Raw genomic sequence first — 23,231 nt, 5'->3', positions numbered from 1 at the left:
CACCTTCTTGGTGCGTAAAAGTTCACTTTGCGAACTCGAATCAGCAGTCTTGTTATCCTTAAGCATCCCGCAGCGACGTGCCCGTTAAATTCAAGAATACCGTTTCAAGTGAAGGGCGGACGACTTCCAGCCGGGCGACGGCACAGTGCGACTGCAGGCATGCATCCGACACGCTGCGCATCGTACGCAGCACGTCGTCGGTTTCGATCTTCCAACCGCTTCCATGAGGGGCCGATGTACCCGGCACAGACGCCAGATCCGGCGCGGCAGCGCCATCTGTCTCCACATATACCGATTGCGTTCCGTACTGCGCCAGCAGCTCGTGTAATGAACCATTGGCGATGACGGAACCATGGTCGATAATGGCCACATCCTCGCACATCACTTCGACTTCCTCCATGTAGTGCGTAGAATATAAGATGGTCACGCCTTCTTGATTCAACTGCCGAATCATTTCAAATATATGATTGCGGGACTGGGGATCGATGCCGACGGTCGGCTCGTCGAGAATGATGAGCTTCGGGCGGTGCAGCAGCGCCGCTGCCATATTGACCCGCCGCATCATGCCGCCGGAGAACGTGGATAGCGCATCGCGGGCCCGGTCTTGCAGACCAACCTGTTCCAACACCTCCGATATTCTCTGCTTCAGTGTGGCTCCTTGCAAGCCGTACATTTCCCCGAAAAAGATCAGATTGTCATAAGCGCTCAGCTTCTCATACAACGTAATGTTTTGTGGGACGTAGCCGATGACCTTGCGCACATCCCCCGCGCGCTGGACCGCATCGATGCCGAATACGTGAACGCTGCCGCTGTCAGGGGCAAGAATGCCGGCTAATATTTTCATCGTTGTTGATTTGCCCGCTCCGTTCGGGCCAAGCAATCCGAAGCAGGTCCCGGTCCGGACTTGAAACGATATGCCGTGTAATGCGGTCTTTTGCCCATAAGATTTTTGCAGTTGAGACACCTGAAGTGCATATTCCATATCAATAACCTCTCCTTTATTTACAGGACGACATCTTTTTTTAGCGTGACGGTAGAGCAGAGCAGTAAGATTACGGCCAGACCGACTGAAATGGGCACCGCGATCGCAAACGCGTACGGTCCAAACGGAATCGAGCCTGTTTCTATATGTGTGTTCCAGTATTCATGCGGCAACCAAAATATCGCGTTGCCTGATAAGCCATATATCATCCAGAGCAGCGGGGTGAGCGGCTTGAGACGCGACTGTCCAGCGATGAAAATAAAGAGACCGAATGCGTTCATGAACGGAATGGCAGCGAACACGAACAAATACCACACGGACGAACCTGACATAAACGATAATAAGCCGGCTACTTCAAACGATCCTTGCCAGATCGTCGCGTAAACGTAAAAGAAGAGCGTCGCGAGCCAAGCGGCGGTGAAAATGAGAAAGACGACGCAGAGACTAGCCGCATACTTGGATAGAATGAGCGTGCTGCGGGAATAGGGGAGCGACAGCCACCAACCCAGCGTGCCGTTCTTCCATTCCCGCTTGACCATGCTATAGGTTAAAATGAACGCCATATAGGGGAAGCCAAAGGTGAAGAATAACAATCCTATAGGCCGGAATTTGTCAGCAAAATAAGCGGTGACGGCAAGGAGCAGTACAATCCCTGCGGCGAGATAGAAAAGCCACCATTTGGCGTGATCCTTTTTGCTCTTGCGCCGTTTCAATTCATCCTTCACTAAATAAAGTAAAGCATTTGTATCCATATGCAATTCCTCCCGACTCTAACGGTACAGTGTGCGGTAGATGGATTCCATGGAACCCTGCTCCGCGCGCAGCATCTCGACATCTCCGTGCAGCAGCACTTGACCGTTATCCATAAAGACAACGTGATCAAACAGACTCTCCGACTCGTGAATCTCGTGGGTGCTGATGAGAACGGTCTGCCGATTGTCACTTAAATTGTCTATAATCGCTTCAATAATGCGTTCGCGTGACAACAGATCGATGCCTGAAAACGGCTCATCAAGCAATAATAGAGGCACGCTGCGGGCCATGCAGATCGTAAGCATCAGTCTTGCTTCTTGCCCACGCGACATGCCGTGAACTTTCATCTCGGGGTCCAACCCCATGAATGAAATGAGCGATTCTGCCCGCTGACGCTCGAACCCGGGAAGAAGGTGTTCCGCCCAGTCGAGAGCTAACATGACTGTATGTCCTTCATACCATCGTGCCCGATCGGGCAAATAAGCGATATCTCGATTCGTCTGCCATCCTGGCGTGCGTCCAAGCACATCGATAGTTCCATGGTCCGGCTGTATCAAACCGGCTATCATGCGAAAAAAGGTCGATTTGCCAGCGCCGTTCGATCCCAACACACCGACAACGCGTTCTTGCGGTAAATGTATAGTGAAATCGTCCAATGCCCGCTTCTGTCCGTATCGCTTCACTATATTCTCGGCCCGGATTGCGATTTCGCTCATGAGGGATTTCCTCCTTTTTGCCGAATCAATTGCTGAATATCATCCCATGTAAAGCCTATGCTGTGCATCTTCTCAAAAAACTCCTGTACGGCTTCTTCCGCCAAGTTATTTCGGATCGTTTCCACAGTGTCAGCATTCGTCGTGATGAACGTGCCTTGTCCCCGTCGCGTCTCGGTCAATCGATCCCGCTCCAGCTCTTGGTAAGCACGCATCACTGTGTTCGGCGTTATCTTCAACGCTTGCGCCAGCTCCCGGACCGAAGGAATCTTCTCACCCAACGCAATCTCCCCCTTCGCAATCGAACTTCGAATCTGAGTTAACACTTGCTCATATAATGGCTTGCTTAAGTCAAGCTCAAAGCGCATTCCACCAATGTGAACTTCATTCAATGAGCACCCTCCTCGCGCAAAAACCTTTCTTGTATAAAGTGTATTATATCACTTGATACACTTGATACAATAGGCACACGAAAAAAAGACAGTTTCCGATACGGAAACTGTCTGAAAGGACTGGCTATTGCTGAGCAGTCTCTAGATTCTATAACGAATGGACAGACTTGAACATGTTATTTCTTAAGGCAGGATGGTGTTTTTATTCAGGCTGCTGCTCACGCAATCGGGCCATCTGCTGCCATACAGTGCCGACGGCATCTTCTCCGGAACGAATGCGCTCCATCGCGATGCGGGCCTGCAATGCGACTTCGAACTCCGCATCCTGAGCGGCCGTTTCGAGCACAGGCAGCGCCCGATCGTCTCCGGCTTCGTACAAGAAGCGGGCTGCACGCCAACGGACAAGCTTGTTCTTGTCCTTCATGGCTTCCATCATCGGCTCAATAGCGGACGGATCGCCGATATCAGACAACGTGTCTCCCGCTGTGCGGCGCACGCTAACCGAGGAATCCTTCAAGGCTTGGAACAGCAGCGGCATGCATTCCGCTGTCTTCAATTCGCCTAAATAGACGACGGCAAGACGCCGAATCTGACTTTGCCCGTCTTGAAGAGCTTGTGCGATGAATGGCAAACGTTCCGCTACAGGCTCCATCCGTTCCAAAGCGGCGTATCGCACACGCCAATCTTCATGCTGCATCCGTTCGGTCAATTCCTCATCTGTTAATTCGCGGCGCTCTTCGACGAATGGCACGTCTGTTTTGCCGGCGGCAATTCCTTGCTGCACCAGAGAATCGAGCCGCTCATCGGGATAGGCTGCCTCTAGCTCCTGTTCCACTTCACGAGCGATATCGGGCAGCTCGCCATAGCGAATCCCGTAGTCGCTCAGCTTGCGTTCTTTAATCAAGGTGGCGCTGGCGACTTCCGTCACAGCGCGCACGAAGCGCTCGGACAGGCCGACGCGCTCTTCTTTTCCATCCGCTTGCACGCGAATTTGCATCGGAATGGCGCGGAAATATTGCACATACACTTGAGCTTCCCCGAAGGATGTCCATGATGCAAGGTCGCCCTCTTGTCCTTCAGCGGCTTGCGGTTCACCGAAGATATCGCGCACATCCGCTAAGATGCGCGCCCAGTCCGCATTGGCGAAGCGGTCCAGCGCAATAAAGTCAGCTGTATGAAATACGCTCTTCACACCCTCGATATCGAGCAAGCGTCCGATGATGGCGGGGGCGGAGCGCCGGTTCTCCTCCGTATAGGTTCGACGAATGCCCGCTGGCAGCGTCTCATCCAGATGAAGCTTCATCGAATTCGGGCTGGGCGTTGGTTCAATTGTGATCAATTTCATTGACGGCACCTCCTGCATGTGTAGTCTTGACTATATTGTACCGCAACGAACCTGCAGGAACAATGAAGTGAAACGGGATGCAATTTGGCAGAAAGACGGTTGGAACGTAAGAAAATGAGTTATAAATATAAGATACAGGTATATGTTCAAGCTGCAAGTCGATTCATTCGTAATGCTGCTGTAGTCCTGCCCCGTAACAGAAAATTGGCAACTGAATTTCAACAACAAGAGGCTAGCTGAATACGATAGGGATTAGCCAGAGTACCCATAGTCGAATAATGGCTCAAACGGTGCTGAGCCATTGCTGCAGGACGATTGGAGCTTAGTTGTTGGGGGAAGTCTGACTCTGGTATGCTAGAACAAGAAATTGACTTCATCGCATCTACAAGGGATTGAACATTAGCCCCTTGCCATTCTATCCGAACTTTCTGCAAATGAGGTGGTGCTATGAAGCGCTATTATGTCAATATGGACGATGTGACAACGGAAAAGGCATGGAAGCAATTTCGGCGCTGGCGTGCCGAACGAAAAGTACGGCTTAAACAGAAGGATTATTCTTATGTGGTTCCGCAAGCGAGACCGGAGCTTGACCGGCTGCACGCCAACCGGACAGACACGACTGTCACTTGGATAGGACATTCGACCTTTTTGCTCCAAACCGGTGGTTTAAATATCGTTACGGATCCGGTGTGGGCCGAAAGCATGGCGATGGAGAAACGGCTGGCCCCGCCCGGCATTCCGATTGACCGCATACCGCCGGTGGACGTCATCCTCATCTCGCACTCGCACTATGATCATATGCATCTCAGCTCGATTCGGCGGCTTATGAACCCGAAGACGATGTTAATCGTTCCGGGAGGACTGAGAAGTAAAATGGTGCGTAAAGGGTTCTCGCAGACGATTGAGCTGGATTGGTGGAACGACATCGTTCTTGGCTCGGTGCGCATCACGTTCGTCCCGGCTCAGCATTGGACGCGCAGAACGTTGACGGATATGAATCGCTCACACTGGGGCGGTTATGTAATAGAACGGTTGCAGACAGAAAAACCACGCGAGCCTAATGGGCGATCCGACAATGCTGCTGCGGTGGAGAACACGATTTATTTTGCAGGGGACAGCGGGTATTTCCGGGGGTTTGAGCTGATTGGCAACCGCTTCGATATCGATCTAGCCTTGCTGCCGATAGGAGCGTATGAGCCGGAATGGTTCATGTCGCCGCAGCATATTACGCCGGAAGAAGCGCTGCAGGTGTTCGAGGACGTGAGGGCGAAGGTAATGATCCCGATGCATTACGGAGCCTTCAAGCTGGCGGACGATACGCCGAGGGAAGCGCTTGACCGCTTGGAGGCCGAACGGATCAGACGGAATATGGACCACAATAGGGTGCGGCTCCTGAGCCTTGGCGAGACATGGAGTTCTTCAGAAGCGAGCGCAGCGAACAGAGAAGCGTCGCATAATATGGGCCGTGCCAACGCTAGAGAGTAAATGCAGGAAAGAATATAAATGCACGCAAGAATATAAGTGCATGAATAAAATATACGATTGCTATTCAAGAAACAGCCTCTGTAGCAGGTTGTTTCTTTTTTTTTATTATTCTGTATCTTCTCGAATGTCAGGGTGTTAGAAACAGAAAAGTGATGGAACAGTGGATCCGGCTGTTTTTAAGCAATTGCTGCGGAATGAGTGTCAAAGCATTGGACGAGGTATAGGCTGCTGATTCATTGTATAAAATCCAATGCAGGATGAGACGAGGGGGATGCCACGGACAAGTATGGTCACGCCTTCAGCCCTACTTTTCTTCTAGAGTGGATCTGGGGCGAATGAGTTTCGTGGAAATAATCATTTTTGGAAGATTAATAGTTCAACTTATATAGATAAAGGAGACGGTATTCCAGCTTAAGGCAGGTTCCAGGGATGCTTGTTGGAGCATCCCTGGACCACCGATGACGAGCGCATGTTTTTGCATTCAATGCGGCTCCTCTTGGATTTATTGATTTAGCGCCGCTTGCTGGAAGTGTTGAACGTCTTCGTCAGCTTCTTAACGCTGTTCGCTTGCTGACGCTTGAGTTGGGCTTCCTCCGAGCGGCGCATGTAGGCGATTTCCCGCTGCAGCTTATGATAGCCCTTCAGGCGCTCCGCTTCTAATTCCCCCAGCGCGATGGCTTGCTGCACGGCGCAGCCAGGCTCGTGCCGGTGGGAGCAATTGGAGAAGCGGCAGTCTGACGCCAGCGCTTCAATATCCTCGAAGGTGTGCGCCAGCCCGCTGCCGCCGTCTACGGCAATCATGCCGACTTCGCGCATGCCGGGCGTGTCAATGAGCCAAGCGCCGCCGGAGAGCGGCAGCAGCTCGCGGTGCGTCGTGGTGTGACGGCCTTTGCCGTCGCTCTCGCGCACCGTCTGCGTTGCCATGTGCTCTTCGTCTGCAAGGGCATTGGCGAGCGTGGACTTGCCGACGCCGGACGAGCCGACGAGGACGACGGTCGTCCCGGGCGCCAGCAGTGCTTGCAGGCGGTCGAGGCCTGCGCCCGTATGCGCCGACACCGCGAAGACGTCGGCGCCGGGGACGGTGCGCATCGCTTCCGCCGCGAACGCAGCCGGGTCCTCGGCCGCGTCGGCCTTCGTGAGCACGACGGCTGGCATGGCGCCGCTATCCCACGCGAGCGCAGCGTAGCGCTCCAGCCGCCGCGGCTCGAAGTCGCTCGTCATCGCTGTGACGAGCAGCGCCACATCGGCGTTCGCGGCGACGACCTGCGCGTCCCGCCGGTTGCCGGCGACCTTGCGCGCGAACAAGCTGCGGCGCGGCAGCACGCCAGCAATCGTCGCGCGGCCCTCCGCCTGGCGCGGCGCTATGGCGACCCAGTCGCCGACGCACGGCCAGTCGCTCAGCGTGAGCATGCCTGCGCGCGCTTGTCCGGACAGCTCGGCGAGCCATTCGCCGTCCGCGCTAATGACGCGGTACAGGTGCTTGTGCGCGAGTGACACGCGCGCTGGCACGAGCTCACCGGCAAAACGGCGAGTGACCGCTTCGTTAAGCCCATCGAGCCACTGTGTCCACGTATCGGACCACGCGTCATTCCAGCCAAGCTCGGAGAGCTCCTTCACGGCGCAGCCGCCGTCTTGCACTTGCGGGAAGCCGCCGTCAGCCTGATCTGACTCTTCGGCTTCCGTATATGGAATGGTTTCGTTATTAATGATGTTGATTTCCTGCGATTGATCTTGCTTGAGATTCTGTTGTTTTTTCCCTTGATTCAAGTCTGTATTCTCCCTTGTTTACGGCCTGAGGCCGCGTCGAATGAACTTGCATGGTCACCTTCCAACGACATTGCGCCACGGTCAAGTTCGGGAACAGAATACAGTTCAACGACACTAGCGTCGAAGTTTGCATAATTGCGGATGCGCTAGGCGTCGAGCAGTTCCTCCCGAACGTTATATGCTGTTGCCATATTACATCCCTCGCTTTCTAAATCAGATAATCACATTATATACGGATAATCCACTAAATGGTAGATAGGAAGTTGACGATATATATGCAACATCGAGGAACACATACAGACGCACATATAGACACATAGACGAATATCGTGGATGTCGTGCAGATAAATACTGTTAAAATCGCAAAATACAGATAAGTGTGCTATAATAACCGTTTGAAACCATTATAGTTAAAAGGACGGGAATGCCATGATTAGTACAACCGGCGTTACGCTCCGCTACGGCAAACGCGCGCTGTTCGAGGACGTGAACATCAAGTTTACGCCCGGGAACTGCTATGGCCTAATCGGCGCGAACGGTGCGGGGAAATCGACATTTCTTAAAATATTGTCCGGCGAGATCGAGTCGACCAATGGAGAGGTGCACATTACACCGGGAGACCGTCTGTCGGTCTTGAAGCAGAACCATTACGAGTATGATGAATACCCGGTGTTGGAGACGGTCATTAGAGGCCATCAACGCCTGTACGATATTATGAAGGAAAAAGACGCCCTCTACGCCAAAGCGGATTTCAGCGAGGAAGACGGCATGCGTGCCGGCGAACTCGAAGGGGAATTTGCGGAATTGAACGGCTGGGAAGCGGAGGCAGATGCAGCAGAGATGCTGATTGGCCTTGGAATTCCGAAAAATATGCATGACAACAAGATGGCAGAGCTGGAAGGCAACCAGAAGGTTCGTGTCCTGCTTGCTCAAGCGTTGTTCGGCCGCCCGAACATCCTGCTGCTGGATGAGCCGACGAACCATTTGGATTTGGAGTCGATCAATTGGTTGGAGAACTTCTTGATGGATTACGAAGGCACTGTTATCGTCGTATCCCATGACCGCCATTTCTTGAACAAAGTATGTACGCACATCGCGGACATCGACTTCGGCAAGATTCAGCTCTATGTGGGCAACTACGACTTCTGGTACGAGTCAAGCCAACTGGCCCAGCATATGATGCGCGACCAGAACAAGAAGAAGGAAGAGAAGATTAAAGAGCTGCAAGCGTTCATTCAGCGCTTTAGCGCGAACGCATCCAAGTCGAAGCAAGCGACTTCCCGTAAGAAGATGCTCGAGAAGATTACGCTTGACGATATTCGTCCATCGAGCCGCAAATATCCATTCATCAACTTCAAAGCAGATCGTGAAGCAGGCAAACAGCTTCTGACTATCGAAGGCTTGACGAAGACGGTGGATGGCGAGAAAACGTTCGATAATCTTCACTTGGTCGTTAACAAAGGGGACAAAATCGCGTTGGTCGGACCGAACAGTGCGGCGAAGACGACGTTGTTCCAAATTCTTATGGGCGAGCTGGAAGCAGATGCAGGTACGTATTCTTGGGGCGTGACCACGTCGCAGGCCTATTTCCCGAAAGACAACGCAGCCTACTTTGACGGTGTGGAGACGAGCCTTGTCGATTGGCTGCGCCAATATTCGAAGGATCAGGATGAAACGTTCTTGCGCGGATTTTTGGGCCGCATGCTATTCTCCGGTGAAGAAGCACTGAAGAAGGCAAGCGTGTTGTCCGGGGGCGAAAAGGTACGCTGCATGCTGTCGAAAATGATGATGACCGGTGCAAACGTGCTTATTTTGGATGAGCCGACGAACCACTTGGACCTCGAGTCCATCACGGCGTTGAACAACGGTCTTATCGACTGCGACGGAACGATTCTGTTTACATCGCATGACCATCAGTTCGTACAGACGATCGCGAACCGCATTATCGAGATTACACCGAACGGCATCATCGATCGCGTGACGACGTTTGACGAATATTTGAATAGTGATGAAATTAAGGCGTTGCGCGAGCAGATGTACGCGTAAGCTAATAAATGTTATAGGACAGGGAGTCCAGACCTTCTGAAAAGGAGTAGGTCTGGACTCTTTTTTTGTCTTATAGAATGAGTCCTCACTTTGACCTTCCCGAAAAGGGTACATCTGTGTGCTCCTTTGCGTCACTCTCCCATCTATTCAGAACAGCTGCAACCCCTTCTCCTGCAAACGAACTGAAAATAAAAATGCTTGTCCATAACTAAAAGACTTCATGGTCCGGTCCTTATCTCCGTTCTCCCGTACAGTCAGGAAGGGGAACATCGAGGCGGAGGCACATGTCGTTTCGTATAGATACATATGCCACGAAGCCGGTTGCTCAGCATGGAAGCTAACCTCGCAGTGTCCGGAGAGTTGTGATTGGGCACACCGCCTCCTGATGTAAGGGGAGAATGGAGCAAAGGTGTGGATGAAGCAGTACGTCTGCCCAAGAGGCCGGTTTGACTGGCAGTGTCGAGAGTCGAAATGGTTCGTCCGGCCTTCTGACGGAGGGGGAGAACGGAGCAAAGGCGTGGATGAAGCAGTTCGTCTGCTCAAAAAGCCAGTTAGGCTGACAGCGTCGAGAGTCGAAATGGTTCATCCGGCTTACTGATGGAAGGGGAGAATGGAGCAAAGGTGTGAACGAAGCAGTTCGTCTGCCCAAAAGGTCAGTTAGGTTGGCATCGTCGAGAGTCGAGAAGGTTCGTCCGGCCTTCTGACGGAAGGGGAGAATGGAGCAAAGGTGTGGATGAAGCAGTTCGTCTGCCCAAGAGGCCGGTTTGACTGGCAGTGTCGAGAGTCGAAATGGTTCGTCCGGCCTTCTGATGGAAGGGGAGAATGGAGCAAAGGTGTGGATGAAGCAGTTCGTCTGCCCAAAAGGTCAGTTAGGCTGGCGGCGTCGAGAGTCGAAATGGTTCATCCGGCTTACTGATGGAAGGGGAGAATGGAGCAAAGGTGTGAACGAAGCAGTTCGTCTGCCCCAAAGGTCAGTTAGGCTGGCAGCGTCGAGAGTCGAGAAGGTTGTACGGCCTTCTGACGGAAGGGAAGAATGGAGCAAAGGTGTGAACGAAGCAGTTCGTTTGCCCAAAAGGTCAGCTAGGCTGGTAGCGTCGAGAGTCGAGAAGGTTGTACGGCCTTCTGACGGAAGGGAAGAATGGGGCAAAGGTTCGGATGAGCGAATCACGTTCAATCTAAACGTGACACTTGGGGGCGCTGTTTTTGATTCCTAGCAATGTCAAGATGTGAACGGCTACGGTGAAGCGGCTGACTGAACGACAATCGCCTATCCTCTCAACCCGCGTGATGCCGGGTGGCATAAGGATAGGCGATGTTGTCGTTAATGCCGATGCAGGTGGGGGTGGTTACGTGGTATGGGCAGGGCGGAATGCGTATTGAAAGGCGTGCAGCAGCTTCTCGAACGCCCGCTTACGAATGTGTCCGTAGGTGACGGCGCTGATCGGAGGATCGAAGCTGAAGCAGTACACTTTCGTGTCGGTCATGCGGGCTGCCTTCATATAGCGCTCGCGGATAAGCAGCTGCTCGTCCGGCTCCAACTCGTTAACAATCGATTCAACCAGTTCGCAGAAAGCAAGGCATTCGCTCGCCTTGTCTGTATTATATACAGCAATCGCAGCCGTCGGGTCTCCGATCCGGTTCGTAGCCCCATTCTCTCTTGTCTCGTAATTCGCCGTAATCTTCGCTTCGCGCACCGCAAACTTCATTACTTTGCACATTCTGTATTTAGCAAACACTTCCTCGATGCGGGCTTTCGCTTGTTTGGCATCCATCGTTTCCATGTGAGGTATCTCCATATATTCCATCGGTATCATCAAGCAAGTCCTCCTTCATTTCGACTCTTAGAGGTTGTTCAAAATGTCGCCTTTGATCACGAAGCATCCCGAGAGGTATTTCGGTATCGAAGCTTGCATTCACTCGTGAAGAGTCAAACTTGTAACTCTGCTCCTCCTTCGAGGTATGCTTTCGATGAAGTTTTCTTGCGAAAACTTGGGCTTCTCGGTACTGAAAAGTGTCATTTTTGAACACGCACTCTTAGTAATAGTTGCTTAAAATATCCCTTGTTGCTCATCCATCGTCCCGAGAGGGAATACGGCATCGAAGCTTGCGTTCGCTATAAAGAGCAAATGCTTCCGCTGTCGTTGTCTAAGAATCATGCTGGGCGCTCATGCCAGACATGCAAGAAAATGCTTGTAAGATGAGTCGCTTCCATCAATGAACAGCAATGCTGAATCTTCTTCGCGAATGCTTCCTGCAGCACGTTTTGCGCGCATGCGCATCCTTCTCGGTAGTAACAAACTTCCTATAGAACACAACGACTTGAGGTTGTTTAAATTGAACACCGTGGCAGGTATACCCATTATACCACAAAAACAAGAACATTTGTTCTTATAATAATATAAAAAGAAATCATCAAAAAACTAATAATTCCCTTTAAACCAAACGTGTGTTCGCCGTTCTATACTAGTAACGTGGACATCGTGAGCACAGAAGCCGCATCTCCAAGACAGCCCGTAAGTTTTCAAAGAAGCGGGTCGTCGGCAAGCAGCGGCAGAAGGATGCTTCAGGATGATTCCAAGGAGGTGATGGAATTTGATTGCATATCGGGATATCGTTCAACAGTGGATCATGCCGCTGGGTCAGGCGTTGCAACTGCCTGTCATAAGCGTGGATGCGCTCCAGCCGGACAGCTCGCTGCCGCTCATTGCCTATGATGTCGCCTCCCCGTACATCGATTGCACGCCGAATCAATCGGAGCATCAGGGCGCTGTGGACAAGGTGGTGGAAATGGAGTGGCTGCTTCTTATCCGAGCGGGCGATCGGATGGAGATGGTTGAACGATGCCGGGACATGCTGGGCTGGCTGTGGACCGATGGACTGGATTGCCTCGAGAGCATTCCGGCCGCGATGGTGCATATCAGTCCGGCGCAATGGAAGGCGGAGCCGCATACGGGGCTTGGCCTTCAAGTCAAGCTGCGCATGAAGGACCGCTTCGAACGGACGGTGCCGTCCGTAGCAACGATTCAGTTGAATCCAATGAAATCAAAGGAGTGAAGGGAAGATGACATTGCAAGACGTGCAAGTAACGATTGATTTGCAGAAGCCGACGGGACGATTGTCCTTCGCCATGCCACTGATTCTCGGGAAAAAAGAGGGCGGTTCCGCCTACAAGGAATATGGCGATCTGGAAACGGTAAAGGCCGACTTCGCTGAGGCGACGCCAGAATACAAAATGGCGCAGACCCTCTTCGGCCAAGGAGATCGCTCTCCGGCCCGCATTGCCATTACGGCACACGACGAGCAGGAAGCGGCGGTGGACCGCCTGCGTGCCGTGTTGGATATGGGGTGGTACTATTTGCTGTCCGCGGACAATGGTCCTGAGACGGTAGAAGCCCTTGCGGCCGAGCTGGAGAAGGAGGATTATCGCTTGTTTGTCACTCGGGTTGCAGACAAGACGAAGCTGCAGGCGTTGAAGGCGAAAGGATATACGCGCACCGCGGCATTCTATCATACGGATGCCGATGCGTATCCTGATGCGGCGCTCGTGGGCGCGGTCGGTTCCGCGGATGTTGGCTCCGTTACCTGGAAGTTCAAGGCATGCACCGGCATCGCGCCGCTCAAGCTGACGGCAAGCGAGCTGATGGAGATTCATGACGGCGGAGCTTTCACTTACGTGAACAAGCAAGGCGAAGCCCGCACGTCGGAAGGCAAGACCGTATCCGGCGAATATATCGACGTCATCATGTCGCGAGATTATGTCCGCGCCCGCATGGAGGCGCAAATTCAGCAGCTGCTCAATCAGTCTGACAAGGTGCCGTATACGAACGCAGGCATTGCACAGATCGAGAGTACGGTCGTCAATGTGCTCCAGGAAGCGTTCCGCATGGGCATCATCGCCGCGGATGACAGCGGCGAGCCGTTGTTCGGCACTTCTTTCCTGCTGCGCAATGAGGTGGATCCAAGCGATCGAGCCAACCGTGACTATCGGGGCGGGTCGTTCTGGTTCGAGATTGCCGGCGCGGTCCATCAGGTGCGCATTAAGGGTGTCATCCGCTTCTAAGCGGGAGCGGTAGGGAAGACGTTTTACGAAATTATTCATTATATACGGCTTGGACAAGCCAAGCTGTTGGAATTCATTGAATTATATCCGTACAGGAAAAGGAAGGTGCGATAGCAATGAGTATCGGCATTTATGATGCAAAGCAAGTGTCCGTTATCGTGGATGGCAAGTATATTACGGGATTCGGAGAGAACACATTCGTCTCCTGCGAGAAGGATGAAGAGCAGTCCGTGGCGCACGTTGGCGCTCGTGGCGAAGTTGCCATTGCTCACAAAAACAATCCGCTCGGCACGGTGAAATTAACGCTCATGTCAACATCTCCGCAGTTGGAGCTGCTCCATCGTCTCGCACGCGAAAAGAAGATATTCGACATCTGGGTCGTGTCCCATAATGAACCGCGCGAGCGGATTGGCGGCACGCAGGCCATCGTGAAGAAGCTGCCGGCAGCGGCATACGGATCGGAGCTTGAGGATCGCGAATACGAGATTCAAGTGCTGGACTATACACATCAGGTGATGTAACGAAAATACGACTGGGAAAGGGTGAATCAATGTGAGCAAGCAAACGACAGTAACGCTGGAGGGCGAGGATTACGTCCTGCAGCATCCAGGCGCGCGTGCCTTGATGCGGCTGTACGACGTTGCCCTGAAGGCAGACGGCGGCTGGAAGCTGGAGTCTTCGATGGATTTCTTCCTCCAGCATGTGATCGTATCCCCGCGCCTCAGCTGGGAGGCGCTCGAAGACAAATCCGACCTCTTAACTCCGCTCTGGCTGGAATGCGCGCGGTTTTTAGGGATGGTCGATACACCCTTGGAGCCCGAATCATCCATCGTATAAACGTTCCATTTCCGCGAATCCGCTCCGGCAGCTATTTTGGCATGTCGTGTTGAATAGCCGGGGCGGCATTACGTATGCGGAGGCGGACGCCATGAGCATCGAGGAGCTATGCGAAGCCGCCTCCGCCATGGAGTGGATGTTCGGGAAAGGAGGGAACTAAGAAATGGATGCACAGGTATCTACAGCCATTCACCGCGAGCTGAGATCGATGAACGGCAGGTTGAGCGATTTGAAGCCGGTCATCACCATTCTGAAGGATGCGATGCGGGATCAGACGGAGCAGCTGAAACGGCAGGCCAAGCTGGCAAGCTCGCTGTTGGCAAGCAATATGTCTCGACAGGCGAGCTCAGCTTCTCTGGCCAGCGCCAATAGCTCGAACATCGCCCAAGCCCAAGCTTCTGTCAAGGTTGTCGTCGGGCAAAGCTCGGGAGCAGTCCCCGCGGGAGCGAAGGACAAGCCCGCCAAATGGAACGATCCATTTATGAAGTCGGCGCCCGTGACGTTGACGCAGGATATGAATGACATGTTCAAGCCGTTCAAGGACTTTGCAGACAACGTGAAGTGGGTGAAGGACAAGTTCAAAGGAGGCGGAGGCGGCTGCAAATGCTGCTGCTGCGCGGGAACCACTGGCTCCGGCAATATGGGCGGCATGTTCGATTCGGGCAAGGATGACAAAGGCAAGCGTTCCGGAAAAGGAAGCGGAAAGAAGGGCTCCTCGGCGTCCCGAGAGGGCAGCGACCAAAAGGAAACACCGCGGCGAACCGACACTTATCGCCGGCGCGGATGGAGAGGCGGCAATAAATCGCCTTCCTCGATGAGGCCCGTTGCCGAAGCTTCATCCGGCACTGGAAAAGGCGCCATTAGCGCTCCTGCGACAAGTGCTAATGCTGGAGAGATGGGCAAGGCGGCTCACGCGGAAGGCAGCCCGATTGGGAAGACGAGAAAACAAACACACGGCAAGACAAAGAGGCCGCCGCAGATTGGCAATGGCAGGTTCGGCAGGCGGATAGGTCTCGGACTTCTTGGAGCAGGTTTAAGTTTGTTTGGAGGGTTCGGAGGCAAGCAGAACGACGAGCCGTCCGAGGCTCCCGCAGTCAGATCTCTGCCAGGAGCGGGAGGAGCGTTGGGGGCAGCCGCAACGGGAACAGCGATGGGATCGGCCGGCTCTGGCTCCGAAGCGCCTGCACCGTCCACGGTGCTCGCCGATGCCGCGACGACCGCGCAGACGACGATGGACATGGCGCATACCGCGCAATCCGTGCGTACGGCTATGAACCCGATGCCGAATCCAGTCCAGCAGGCAGCCGCCTCGGCCCAGACAATGGCCAAGACGACCGCGACCGTGCAGAAAGCGGCATCCGCCGCGAAGAAGACGAGCTGGTTCGGCAAGCTCATCAAAGGGGCGAAGGTGGCCAGCAAAGCGACGAAGCTGCTACGGCTCAACCCTGCGGGATTTTTGGGAGGTCTGGTGCTGGATGCCGGTCTATGGGCCGCAGAGAAATATTTGCTGCCGAAGGATGAAGAGGACGAAGAGGCTTCTGAACAGATCCCGTCAACCAATCGGATCATTCCGAAGATGAAGCCGCCGGCAGCTGCGCTGCGCGCCCAGAGTGGAGCGCCCATGTCTTCCTTGTCCGCTCCGGTATCACCTCGGCCTTATTCGGATATGACCGGAACGGGGAACGGCATCACGGCCGCTCCGCCGCTTAACATTCCGGGTCCGCTGCCGGGCGGGGGCGGGTCGATGGATGTGAGCGCGAATAGCAACGTCGTCATGAACCTCAATGTAAACGGTTATATCGACATGCGCATGATTGAGGAAATCAAGCGCATCGCACGCGATCAGTTCGACGCCTCGTTCCGTTCGTTCGAGCGCAGCATTTCGAGCAAAATGCCGCAGCCGCAAACTACGAAGGAAGGGGCGATGTCCTATTAAGACGAAGTTGAGCCGCTTGGGCGGAATCGAGCTATTCGTCACGTCGGAGGAGCCGGAATACGCGGTTCAGGTTAGCAGCCACAACATTGAAAAGGGCGGCACGATAACGGATCACATTCAAAAGGATACGGTCAGCTTGCATCTGGAGGGGCTCATTCTCGGGCCCCAGGCGTCGAATTACCGCCATCGCCTCGTGAAGGCGATGAACGCGGGCACGCTGCTGCAATATACCGGACGCAACATGCTGCTGAACTGCGTCATTACGAGCCTGCGGACGGCGCATGACAGCTCGATCGGCAACGGCATGAGCTTCTCGCTGACGCTCAAGCAGATTAATGTCGTAACGATCCGGTATACGAAGCTTCCTCCGAAGCGCAAAGCGGCGGTGAAGCCGAAGGTCCGTTCGGGCAAACGGAACACGTCATACCGTCCAAAGCCCTGGTCGCATATTGTGCGTTCGGGACAGAGATGGGAATCTATTGCCAGCTATTACGGCATTGGCGTGAGGCAGCTCCGCGAATGGAATTCTCACTTGGATCCCAGTGTGCCGCCGCCGATCGGCATGATGTTGTCCATCGGGCAAAATGCGACAGAGAAGCAGAAGAAGGTGAATCCAAATCTGAAGTATGCGTATCGCAGCTATACCGTTCAACAAGGAGACTCTTGGTATTCGATCGCGGCCAAGTTCAGCACCTCGGCTGACGTGCTGCGGGGCATGAATGACAATATCAACGCTTATACGACGCTGAAGGCTGGCATGGTCATTCGGGTGGCCTGACGCGGCAGGAGAAGAGGAAGGCACCTTTTGGCAGAGAGGAGGAAGATGGATGGCGGTCATTGTCATTGACAAGGAGCTTGTCCCTTATTCGTTCGACATGGATTTGGGGGAACGGACATATACGTTCGAGGTGCGTTACAATGCGCGGCATGATTATTTTACGGTTGATTTGCTGGAAGGGGATATTCCCCTTGCGCTTGGCGTCAAGCTGGTGTGGGGAGTGCCGTTGTTCGAGAGCATGGAAACGCCTGATTTTCCGCTGGAGTTGATCGTGCCTTACGGCGACAACCCGGAAGAACACGTCACTTGGGATACGCTCGGTCAGTCCGTGTCCATGCATCTGGGAGAAGACGATGGAATATTTGTATAAACGCAATTGCGAAGTGCTTATTGGCGGTTACCGTTTCACATATGAGGATCTATCGCTCCGGGTCGTGGCTGATTTCGATGATGACAAGGAGCCGAATGAATCGACGGTCGAGCTCTATAATCTGTCGAAGCATACGTTGGCCAATCTGAAGACGGGCATGCGCGTCATCGTCAATGCGGGCTACGGGACGGATCTTGGGACGGTGCTGCAGGGCAACATTGTCGAGGTGCGCACGAAGCGGGAGCAGATGGACCGGGTGACGACGATTCAAGTGAAGGATGACTTGAAGGTGTCGGTGTATGACATGGTGCATACGTATCGGCCGGGCAGCAAGGCGAGCGAGATTATTAGGGATCTGTTGAACCGGGCCCAGATTCCGCACGGCGAGCTGCGCATGCCTGCCGACCACACCTATGCGAAGGGATTCGTGGTCAAGGGCGATCCGCTGAATGCGATTCGGCGCGCCGCGGCGGCATGCGGCTTGGGCACGTATACGATGCAGGGCAAGCTGTATTTTCAAGCGGCAAATATGGTTGCGACGAGCCGCACGTTTGTCGCGTTGTCTCCGGAGAGCGGGCTTATCGACAGTCCCGAGTCTTTTGAAGAGGGGAAGTCAAAAGGAGTCCGAGCGACTTCCCTGCTCAATCATCGTCTGCATGCCGGCGCACAGATCCGGCTCGTAAGCGAGGATTTCGAGGGCGTGTATAAGGTGAAGCAGGGCAAGCATACGATTTCGGGCGAGCAGTTCATCACGGAAGTGGATTTGGTCAAGGAGTGAGGCCGCGGAGTGATTACGCGGTCGTTTTGCTGGCAAGTTCGTTTTTTAGAGAGGGAAAGGAGGGGACGCCATGGGAGCCAATCGCGCGGTCGGCGCATTGGAGGCATGGATGGATCACAGGCTGTCTGGCATGGCGGGCGCGCAGCTCGGCACCATTATTCGCATGGGAGCGGCAGACGCCGATGTGGAGCTGGACGGGGAAGCCGGGTTGATTCGCTATCAGCTGCCCGTTGTGCAGCAGGCATCCGAGGTTGTCTTGGAAGCTGGAAGCCGCGTTCTGGTCGTTTTTACGGAGACGAATGGCGGCGGGGGCGTTATCGTGGGAAAGGTGGCAGGCGAATGAAATCTTGGGCTTTGAAAGACGGGGATATTCAGGTGTCTGACGGGCAAATCGCTTGGATTGATGGGCGCGAAGAGCTGGCGCAGTCGGTGCGGGTACGGATGGGGACTCGTTTGGGCGAGTATTTTTTTGCGCCTGACATGGGGTTGGACCATGACCAAATGATGGGCAAGCAGGTGGACGAGGATAGCATCCGGGAGGCGGTTATGCGTTGTCTGGCCGAGGAGCCCCGCATTCAGTCGGTGGAGGAATTGGAAATAGACTGGGACGAGCGTGCGCGGACGGTGTCTATGCGCCTCGTCATGATGAGTGCGGATGGAGAGGAGGTTGAGTTGAATTATGCTGACGGAAGCGGGTTTGAAGCGCAAAACGTATAACGATATTTATGAGGAAATGGTATCTGAGCTGGGCAAACGGCTCGGGCAGGATATCAACACGTCGGAGACGTCGCCGTTGGGCATGATGCTGCAGGTGTTTGCGTGGCATTTGTCGGTGCTGTGGGAGGACGTGGAGCAGGTCTATCACGAGTCGTACATTCAATATGCGACCGGTGTGCAGCTGGATGCGTTGGCGGTGTTCTACGGGCTGCGGCGCAAGCTGGAGCAGCCGGCCCACGGTTCGATTGAGCTGAGCGGGACGGCGGGCTATACGGTTCAGGCGGGGCTGCAGGTTGGGACGAAGGCGGGAGTCTGGTTCACGACGACAGCCGCATGCACGCTGGATGATGCAGGCCGCGGCACGGTAAACTTGACGGCGGTGGTGGCTGGAATATCCGGCAATGTTCCGGCCGGATCCATCACGGATCTGATGAATCCGGTGAAGGAGCTGACGGGCGTGACGAATGCCCGCGGCATGATCGACGGACGCGAGCGGGAAAATGACGTCGAGTTCCGGGATCGTCTGCGTGCGGCGCGGGATGGCAGCCATGCAGCGACGATCGATGCGATCGTATCCGCGCTTCTGCAGCTGCCAGATGTGAAGTCGGCTTCGGTTCGCGTGAATAATACGATGGATACGGATGCGGAAGGCATTCCGCCTAAGTCGGTCCGCGCGTACGTGTACGGCGGGCAGTCGGAGCAGATTGCGAAGGCGATCTTCGACAAGAAGGCGGCGGGAATCGGCACGGACGGCACGGAAAGCGTACAGGTTCGCGACGTGAGCGGGAGCGAGCATGAGGTGAGGTTCAGCCGCATGACGATGCTGGACGTGCACGTGGAGGCGGCGGTGTCGGCCAATCCGACGTTCCCGGCGCGCGGCATGGAGGACATTGTGACGGCGATTGCACAGTACATCGGCGGCATTGGCGCCGACCAGCAGGATTACACGGGGCTGGCGCAAGGCTCGCGCATCGTGTACAGCCGTTTGCTGACGGCGGTGCAAAATGTGATCGGCGTCGAGGAAGTGATGGACTTGAAGGTGAAGCTGGCGGATGGCGAATATGTGAGCGGCAATGTGGACATTCCGCTGTATCACGTGGCGCGGGTGGCGCCGGAGCGGATCAAGGTGGCGGTGACCCATGTTTAAGCTGAACGACGTGATGGCTATGTTGCCTGATGTCATCGCGAAGGAAGGCAGCCGCTTCGCCATTCTGGTCGATGTGTGGCTGCAGCAGATAAATGAGATTGGCGCGACGGTGCAGCGTATGTCCGCTTGGAAGAGCATCGAGCAGGCGGAGGGAGCGACGCTCGACATGATCGGCGGCAATCTCGGGCAGCCGCGCGGCCAGGCGACGGACGAGGTGTACCGGCTGCTGTTGCGCTCCAAGCTGGCGCGCATGAACGCGAGCGGCAACCTCGATTCGGTCATCGAGGTGCTGGCGCTGGCCTTGAACGCGGAGCCGGGCGAGTTCCGCTTGTCCGAGCGGTACAACGACCCGGTCAACCCCGAGCCGGCGGCGATTCACGTGAACGAGGTGCCGTACGAGAAGCTGAGCGGCATGGGCTTGAGCCCGTCGCAGTTCGTCTCGCTCGTCGAGCGCCTCGTCGCCGCCGGGGTGCGCGTTGGTCAGGTTGAACTGACCGGCACCTTTGCGCTGTCGTCGGTGTACGATTCGCTGGAGCGGGACGAGCATGGCCTCGCCGACGAGGCAATGACCGTGGGCGGCACACTCGGGGATATGTACGTGCCGGGGAATGATTATGCGATACCGATCTAGCGGTGCTGGAGCGGGTATGGTATCGACGGCATACTGCCGTCATGAATAAATGAGGAGGGATTACACGATGGCATTTCAAAAACCGCTTCCCGAATGGAAGAAGCAAGGCATCCGCCCGCCGGAGTCCAAAATTACCGAAGGCTACAACGTCATGGACAAGCCGCCGGCGGCCTGGATGAACTGGCATATGAACACGACGTATGAGGCGCTGGAAGAACTGCAGAATAACGCCGTTTCGAAGGAAGACATCACGCAGGTCATTGCCGACAAGACCAGTATCGTTGTGACATCTTCACCGCCGCCGGTTCCCGAGCGGAAAAAGGGGACGTTCTACTGGTGCATCTCCGATCTGGCTCCGCTTCCCCCGGCAGATGGAACGATAAAAGTATCGCCTACGATGGGGATAAAACTGAAATAGGAGGATACGACGTATGGCTAACATCATACAGATTCAACTTCTAGATGAGAAGAATGGGCAAGTGCTCGAAACGGTAGTGCCTGAAACGGAAGCACGAGCGGTATTGATGCAAAGCGGACAAAATCTACAAGCGTATCTTGAGAATTTAGTCCTGCAAAAAGGTCCACAAGGAGCTGCGGGTCCAAAAGGCGATAAGGGTGACAGGGGTGAAACGGGCCAACAAGGGCTCTCAGGTCCAAAAGGTGATAAAGGCGACAAAGGAGACGTGGGGGCACAGGGACCAGCAGGGCCGAAGGGCGATAAAGGTGATAAGGGTGAGACGGGTCCACAAGGGGCTGTTGGTCCAAAAGGAGACAAAGGCGCTGCGGGAGCAGCTGGGCCAAAAGGTGATACCGGAGCAGCAGGGGCGCAAGGACCGAAAGGCAACGACGGCTCTAAAATGCACAACGTGGTGGCAGTACCAGCAGCTTCGCTCGGCGCTGTGGGCGACTGGGCTCTGAATACGGCAAATGGTGACGTATATGAGAAGACGGCAGCTACAACTTGGACAAAACGTGGCAACTTAAAGGGAGCAACGGGAGCTCAGGGACTCCAAGGTGCCCAAGGCCTGAAGGGAGGCACAGGTGCAACAGGAGCACAGGGACCGAAAGGCGATAAAGGTGAGCCTGGCGCTCAGGGAGCGAAGGGCGACACTGGGCAAAAAGGAGTTCAAGGTCCGAAAGGAGACACGGGTGCAAAAGGCGATAAAGGGGAACCGGGTGATAGCGTGAAATACGGAACAAGTATTGGCGCAGCGCAACAAGTTAAAATCTTCTTCAAAAAGCAATAGGAGGTGCGAAGAGTGGCTGAAAATAGAAATATTTTGATACAGGACGACCAAGGGAACAATTATTATCCGCATGGAAAAGCAAAAACGACTTTCTTTGAAGACGGGAAAACGTTGGAATCCCGTGCAGCTGCTTGGGACGGAAAGGAAACTCCCGCGGGAGCACAAGCAAAGGCAAATCAAGCAGAGGCGAACACGAAGGGGTATGTAGATGGGTTGCAAACCTTCACATTTACACAAAAGACATCAAAAAATGCGGACTTGAACGATTTTAAAGAAACAGGTATTTTTCAACTCGGAGCTTCCATAAATTACCATAACATCCCGCAAAATGTGGATTGGACGGTATTAGAGGTTAGGTGCGCTCGAGGGGGGTACATTATCCAAACACTCACATCGGTCACGTCTCAACGCATCATGTACCGCACACGTACTGAGACTGAGACTAGTTGGTCAATCTGGCGGGACGTACTCACAACCCTCCATTACGAAGAACTAAAGCAATCTGGCGTTGACGCGAAAAACAAAGTCGCGGGTGCCATCAACGCCAAGGGAGTCCCGGCATCCGCGAATGATACGTTTGATCAGTTGGCAGGGAAGATTGGGCAAATTAAAACTGAAATTGTGCCAGTGGAACAGGGAGTGTCATTCGAGCAAGTGCACGCTCCAACAGTGAGGACTGACGATAATACTAGAGAATACATTTATACAGTTGCAACGATTGGGAGCATGAAAAACTATTTTATATTTTCTGGAAGTATTTACCTTGACTCTGATCCGCAACTTAACAAAGATAGTTCCGAAACGCGTCTTGCAGCATATCTCGAAGACCGGAATGGCAAACAACGGGCAATCAGTGCCATGGAGTACAACCGAATATGGAGCTATCGATATGCACAAAATATTATCGTACAAGGTAGAAAGATTTATTACACAGCTACAAGCTATTATCAAGGCAGCAGCGATGCGAAAACTGAAATTATTTCAGGTTCAATACCTGATGATTTCGATACAACTGGCCCTGTGTCAATGAAGTTGCGTTATCAGTTTTATCCTAGTAGAAATTATACTTATGAGACAATCCTCAAAGGGAGAGTTAGTGGTAAAATAACTGCAGGCTAGAATGTGGAAGTTAGAGGTGTCTGACCTATAACCCTAACATTAATTAGAGACATGCACTTAACTGCTATAAAATGATGAATTTTAAAACGTATGTTTGTATAGTTTTACCGGCCTCGTTGCTTCTGATT

The 23,231-nt window shown here is 53.9% G+C and carries 26 protein-coding genes; 19 read left to right on the top strand and 7 right to left on the bottom strand.

What is annotated here, in order from left to right; translation table 11 throughout:
- Positions 1 to 58: 58 nt before the first annotated feature.
- From LQV63_RS06585 to LQV63_RS06565, 5 genes are all read right to left on the bottom strand, one after another.
- A complete protein-coding gene (locus LQV63_RS06585; RefSeq protein WP_019419231.1) occupies positions 59 to 982 on the bottom strand; it encodes an ABC transporter ATP-binding protein in 924 nt (307 codons plus the stop codon).
- 20 nt (positions 983 to 1,002) lie between these two features.
- Positions 1,003 to 1,734 (bottom strand): ABC transporter permease subunit, encoded by a 732-nt coding sequence (locus LQV63_RS06580; protein ID WP_233696103.1) that lies wholly within the window; start codon positions 1,732 to 1,734, stop codon positions 1,003 to 1,005.
- Between the two features lie 18 nt (positions 1,735 to 1,752).
- Positions 1,753 to 2,451, bottom strand: coding sequence for an ABC transporter ATP-binding protein (locus tag LQV63_RS06575; protein WP_233696102.1), 699 nt, complete (start codon positions 2,449 to 2,451; stop codon positions 1,753 to 1,755).
- Positions 2,448 to 2,840, bottom strand: coding sequence for a GntR family transcriptional regulator (locus tag LQV63_RS06570; RefSeq protein WP_019419228.1), 393 nt, complete (start codon positions 2,838 to 2,840; stop codon positions 2,448 to 2,450). Before LQV63_RS06570 ends, LQV63_RS06575 begins: the two co-directional genes overlap by 4 nt.
- 202 nt (positions 2,841 to 3,042) lie before the next feature.
- A complete protein-coding gene (locus tag LQV63_RS06565) occupies positions 3,043 to 4,185 on the bottom strand; it encodes a virulence factor (RefSeq protein WP_019419227.1) in 1,143 nt (380 codons plus the stop codon).
- Between the two features lie 447 nt (positions 4,186 to 4,632).
- Between LQV63_RS06565 and LQV63_RS06560 the strand changes: the two genes are divergently transcribed.
- Complete coding sequence (locus LQV63_RS06560; RefSeq protein ID WP_233696101.1) at positions 4,633 to 5,670, top strand: MBL fold metallo-hydrolase; 1,038 nt, start codon at positions 4,633 to 4,635, stop codon at positions 5,668 to 5,670.
- A 510-nt stretch (positions 5,671 to 6,180) separates the two neighbouring features.
- Here the strand turns inward: LQV63_RS06560 and rsgA are convergent.
- Entirely contained in the window at positions 6,181 to 7,437 is a 1,257-nt protein-coding gene (gene rsgA / locus LQV63_RS06555) for a ribosome small subunit-dependent GTPase A (protein WP_233696100.1), read from the bottom strand.
- Positions 7,438 to 7,866: 429 nt separating this feature from the next.
- Between rsgA and LQV63_RS06550 the strand changes: the two genes are divergently transcribed.
- The 3 genes from LQV63_RS06550 (at position 7,867) to LQV63_RS06540 (ending at position 10,697) form a co-directional block, all read left to right on the top strand.
- Entirely contained in the window at positions 7,867 to 9,483 is a 1,617-nt protein-coding gene (locus tag LQV63_RS06550) for an ABC-F family ATP-binding cassette domain-containing protein (RefSeq protein WP_019419223.1), read from the top strand.
- A gap of 415 nt (positions 9,484 to 9,898) precedes the next feature.
- Positions 9,899 to 10,081 carry a hypothetical protein gene (locus LQV63_RS06545; protein WP_233696099.1) on the top strand — a complete coding sequence of 61 codons (183 nt, stop codon included), beginning with the start codon at positions 9,899 to 9,901 and terminating at the stop codon, positions 10,079 to 10,081.
- 166 nt (positions 10,082 to 10,247) lie between these two features.
- Entirely contained in the window at positions 10,248 to 10,697 is a 450-nt protein-coding gene (locus tag LQV63_RS06540; RefSeq protein ID WP_233696098.1) for a hypothetical protein, read from the top strand.
- A 132-nt stretch (positions 10,698 to 10,829) separates the two neighbouring features.
- On the opposite strand, the gene LQV63_RS06535 is transcribed toward LQV63_RS06540, so the two are convergent.
- Positions 10,830 to 11,297: an ArpU family phage packaging/lysis transcriptional regulator gene (locus LQV63_RS06535; RefSeq protein WP_019422700.1), complete on the bottom strand. Its 468-nt coding sequence runs from the start codon at positions 11,295 to 11,297 to the stop codon at positions 10,830 to 10,832.
- A gap of 778 nt (positions 11,298 to 12,075) precedes the next feature.
- Here LQV63_RS06535 and LQV63_RS06530 point away from each other — a divergent pair.
- The 15 genes from LQV63_RS06530 (at position 12,076) to LQV63_RS06460 (ending at position 23,103) form a co-directional block, all read left to right on the top strand.
- Positions 12,076 to 12,537, top strand: coding sequence for a hypothetical protein (locus LQV63_RS06530; RefSeq protein ID WP_233696097.1), 462 nt, complete (start codon positions 12,076 to 12,078; stop codon positions 12,535 to 12,537).
- 7 nt (positions 12,538 to 12,544) lie between these two features.
- Positions 12,545 to 13,543 (top strand): DUF3383 family protein, encoded by a 999-nt coding sequence (locus tag LQV63_RS06525; protein ID WP_233696096.1) that lies wholly within the window; start codon positions 12,545 to 12,547, stop codon positions 13,541 to 13,543.
- 116 nt (positions 13,544 to 13,659) lie between these two features.
- Positions 13,660 to 14,064 carry a phage structural protein gene (locus tag LQV63_RS06520; RefSeq protein WP_019422696.1) on the top strand — a complete coding sequence of 135 codons (405 nt, stop codon included), beginning with the start codon at positions 13,660 to 13,662 and terminating at the stop codon, positions 14,062 to 14,064.
- Between the two features lie 31 nt (positions 14,065 to 14,095).
- Positions 14,096 to 14,380, top strand: coding sequence for a hypothetical protein (locus LQV63_RS06515; protein ID WP_087432020.1), 285 nt, complete (start codon positions 14,096 to 14,098; stop codon positions 14,378 to 14,380).
- A 163-nt stretch (positions 14,381 to 14,543) separates the two neighbouring features.
- Positions 14,544 to 16,316: a hypothetical protein gene (locus tag LQV63_RS06510; protein WP_233696095.1), complete on the top strand. Its 1,773-nt coding sequence runs from the start codon at positions 14,544 to 14,546 to the stop codon at positions 16,314 to 16,316.
- A 16-nt stretch (positions 16,317 to 16,332) separates the two neighbouring features.
- Positions 16,333 to 17,094: a LysM peptidoglycan-binding domain-containing protein gene (locus LQV63_RS06505; RefSeq protein ID WP_233696094.1), complete on the top strand. Its 762-nt coding sequence runs from the start codon at positions 16,333 to 16,335 to the stop codon at positions 17,092 to 17,094.
- Positions 17,095 to 17,143: 49 nt separating this feature from the next.
- Entirely contained in the window at positions 17,144 to 17,464 is a 321-nt protein-coding gene (locus tag LQV63_RS06500; RefSeq protein ID WP_233696093.1) for a phage baseplate plug family protein, read from the top strand.
- A complete protein-coding gene (locus LQV63_RS06495) occupies positions 17,448 to 18,242 on the top strand; it encodes a phage protein (RefSeq protein ID WP_233696092.1) in 795 nt (264 codons plus the stop codon). The genes LQV63_RS06500 and LQV63_RS06495 overlap by 17 nt, the downstream gene beginning before the upstream one ends.
- Before the next feature lie 70 nt (positions 18,243 to 18,312).
- On the top strand, positions 18,313 to 18,585 hold the full coding sequence (locus LQV63_RS06490) for a hypothetical protein (protein WP_019422691.1): 273 nt from the start codon (positions 18,313 to 18,315) through the stop codon (positions 18,583 to 18,585).
- A complete protein-coding gene (locus LQV63_RS06485) occupies positions 18,582 to 18,959 on the top strand; it encodes a contractile injection system sheath initiator (protein ID WP_019422690.1) in 378 nt (125 codons plus the stop codon). The genes LQV63_RS06490 and LQV63_RS06485 overlap by 4 nt, the downstream gene beginning before the upstream one ends.
- Positions 18,922 to 20,106, top strand: a complete 1,185-nt coding sequence (locus LQV63_RS06480; protein ID WP_233696091.1) for a baseplate J/gp47 family protein — start codon at positions 18,922 to 18,924, stop codon at positions 20,104 to 20,106. The genes LQV63_RS06485 and LQV63_RS06480 overlap by 38 nt, the downstream gene beginning before the upstream one ends.
- Complete coding sequence (locus tag LQV63_RS06475) at positions 20,099 to 20,737, top strand: hypothetical protein (RefSeq protein WP_233696090.1); 639 nt, start codon at positions 20,099 to 20,101, stop codon at positions 20,735 to 20,737. Before LQV63_RS06480 ends, LQV63_RS06475 begins: the two co-directional genes overlap by 8 nt.
- A gap of 67 nt (positions 20,738 to 20,804) precedes the next feature.
- The gene (locus tag LQV63_RS06470) at positions 20,805 to 21,155 is read left to right on the top strand and encodes a hypothetical protein (RefSeq protein ID WP_233696089.1); all 351 of its coding nucleotides are present in this window, start codon (positions 20,805 to 20,807) and stop codon (positions 21,153 to 21,155) included.
- Between the two features lie 13 nt (positions 21,156 to 21,168).
- Positions 21,169 to 21,984, top strand: a complete 816-nt coding sequence (locus LQV63_RS06465; protein ID WP_233696088.1) for a collagen-like protein — start codon at positions 21,169 to 21,171, stop codon at positions 21,982 to 21,984.
- Positions 21,985 to 21,996: 12 nt separating this feature from the next.
- A complete protein-coding gene (locus tag LQV63_RS06460; protein ID WP_233696087.1) occupies positions 21,997 to 23,103 on the top strand; it encodes a pyocin knob domain-containing protein in 1,107 nt (368 codons plus the stop codon).
- The last annotated feature ends 128 nt before the right edge of the window (positions 23,104 to 23,231 follow it).

The organism is Paenibacillus profundus (assembly GCF_021369635.1).
Lineage (GTDB): Bacteria > Bacillota > Bacilli > Paenibacillales > Paenibacillaceae > Paenibacillus_B > Paenibacillus_B profundus.
Note: the sequence above shows the minus strand (reverse complement) of the source record. Positions and strands in the feature narration are given on the sequence as shown.

Bases quoted from the DNA above. Each gene is read 5' to 3' on its own strand.
- LQV63_RS06575 (WP_233696102.1), bottom strand. From the start codon at position 2,451: ATGAGCGAAATCGCAATCCGGGCCGAGAATATAGTGAAGCGATACGGA.
- LQV63_RS06500 (WP_233696093.1), top strand. From the start codon at position 17,144: ATGGCGGTCATTGTCATTGACAAGGAGCTTGTCCCTTATTCGTTCGAC.
- LQV63_RS06475 (WP_233696090.1), top strand. From the start codon at position 20,099: ATGTTTAAGCTGAACGACGTGATGGCTATGTTGCCTGATGTCATCGCG.
- LQV63_RS06560 (WP_233696101.1), top strand. From the start codon at position 4,633: ATGAAGCGCTATTATGTCAATATGGACGATGTGACAACGGAAAAGGCA.
- LQV63_RS06535 (WP_019422700.1), bottom strand. From the start codon at position 11,297: ATGATACCGATGGAATATATGGAGATACCTCACATGGAAACGATGGAT.
- LQV63_RS06465 (WP_233696088.1), top strand. From the start codon at position 21,169: ATGGCTAACATCATACAGATTCAACTTCTAGATGAGAAGAATGGGCAA.
- LQV63_RS06495 (WP_233696092.1), top strand. From the start codon at position 17,448: ATGGAATATTTGTATAAACGCAATTGCGAAGTGCTTATTGGCGGTTAC.
- LQV63_RS06510 (WP_233696095.1), top strand. From the start codon at position 14,544: ATGGATGCACAGGTATCTACAGCCATTCACCGCGAGCTGAGATCGATG.
- LQV63_RS06545 (WP_233696099.1), top strand. From the start codon at position 9,899: ATGAAGCAGTACGTCTGCCCAAGAGGCCGGTTTGACTGGCAGTGTCGA.
- LQV63_RS06525 (WP_233696096.1), top strand. From the start codon at position 12,545: ATGACATTGCAAGACGTGCAAGTAACGATTGATTTGCAGAAGCCGACG.
- LQV63_RS06470 (WP_233696089.1), top strand. From the start codon at position 20,805: ATGGCATTTCAAAAACCGCTTCCCGAATGGAAGAAGCAAGGCATCCGC.
- LQV63_RS06480 (WP_233696091.1), top strand. From the start codon at position 18,922: ATGCTGACGGAAGCGGGTTTGAAGCGCAAAACGTATAACGATATTTAT.
- LQV63_RS06520 (WP_019422696.1), top strand. From the start codon at position 13,660: ATGAGTATCGGCATTTATGATGCAAAGCAAGTGTCCGTTATCGTGGAT.
- LQV63_RS06565 (WP_019419227.1), bottom strand. From the start codon at position 4,185: ATGAAATTGATCACAATTGAACCAACGCCCAGCCCGAATTCGATGAAG.
- LQV63_RS06490 (WP_019422691.1), top strand. From the start codon at position 18,313: ATGGGAGCCAATCGCGCGGTCGGCGCATTGGAGGCATGGATGGATCAC.
- LQV63_RS06550 (WP_019419223.1), top strand. From the start codon at position 7,867: ATGATTAGTACAACCGGCGTTACGCTCCGCTACGGCAAACGCGCGCTG.
- LQV63_RS06580 (WP_233696103.1), bottom strand. From the start codon at position 1,734: ATGGATACAAATGCTTTACTTTATTTAGTGAAGGATGAATTGAAACGG.
- LQV63_RS06485 (WP_019422690.1), top strand. From the start codon at position 18,582: ATGAAATCTTGGGCTTTGAAAGACGGGGATATTCAGGTGTCTGACGGG.
- LQV63_RS06585 (WP_019419231.1), bottom strand. From the start codon at position 982: ATGGAATATGCACTTCAGGTGTCTCAACTGCAAAAATCTTATGGGCAA.